The sequence below is a fragment of the Microseira wollei NIES-4236 genome (genome assembly GCF_020521235.1).
GTDB classification, from domain to species: Bacteria; Cyanobacteriota; Cyanobacteriia; order Cyanobacteriales; family Aerosakkonemataceae; genus Microseira; species Microseira wollei.
Window position 1 is genome coordinate 1 of record NZ_BLAY01000561.1, and the last position, 469, is coordinate 469.

The following is a 469-nucleotide window of genomic DNA, read 5'->3' on the forward strand; positions in this document are numbered from 1 at the left end:
TTGTCGCTGGGTTTTGATCGGTTAACAAAGGAGAGATTTTACACTGTCGGGACACGGCAATTTGTAGATTTTTCATAATTCCAGAAAATTTGGCTGCCGTGTCCCTACATCTGGAATGGTTTCCACCGCAATTGTCCCTGGGTTTTTATCGATTAACAAAGGAGAGATTTTACAATGTAGGGACACGGCATCTGATAGGTTTCGGTCATCCGAGAAAATTTTGAATGCCGTGTCCCGGCAAGATATAAAATGGCTTCCATCACAATTGTCCCTGGGTTTTTATCGATTAACAAAGGAGAGATTTTACACGGTCGGGACACGGCAATTTGTAGATTTTTCATCATTCCAGAAAATTTGGCTGCCGTGTCCCTACATCTGGAATGGTTTCCACCACAATTGTCGCTGGGTTTTGATCGGTTAACAAAGGAGAGATTTTACACTGTCGGGACACGGCAATTTGTAGATTTTT

General features: G+C 42.4%; 1 protein-coding gene. It reads left to right on the plus strand.

What is annotated here, in order from left to right:
• Positions 1–249: 249 nt before the first annotated feature.
• Positions 250–469, plus strand: a 220-nt coding sequence (locus tag MiSe_RS49845; protein WP_226595041.1) for a hypothetical protein, incomplete at its 3' end; no start/stop codon positions are given.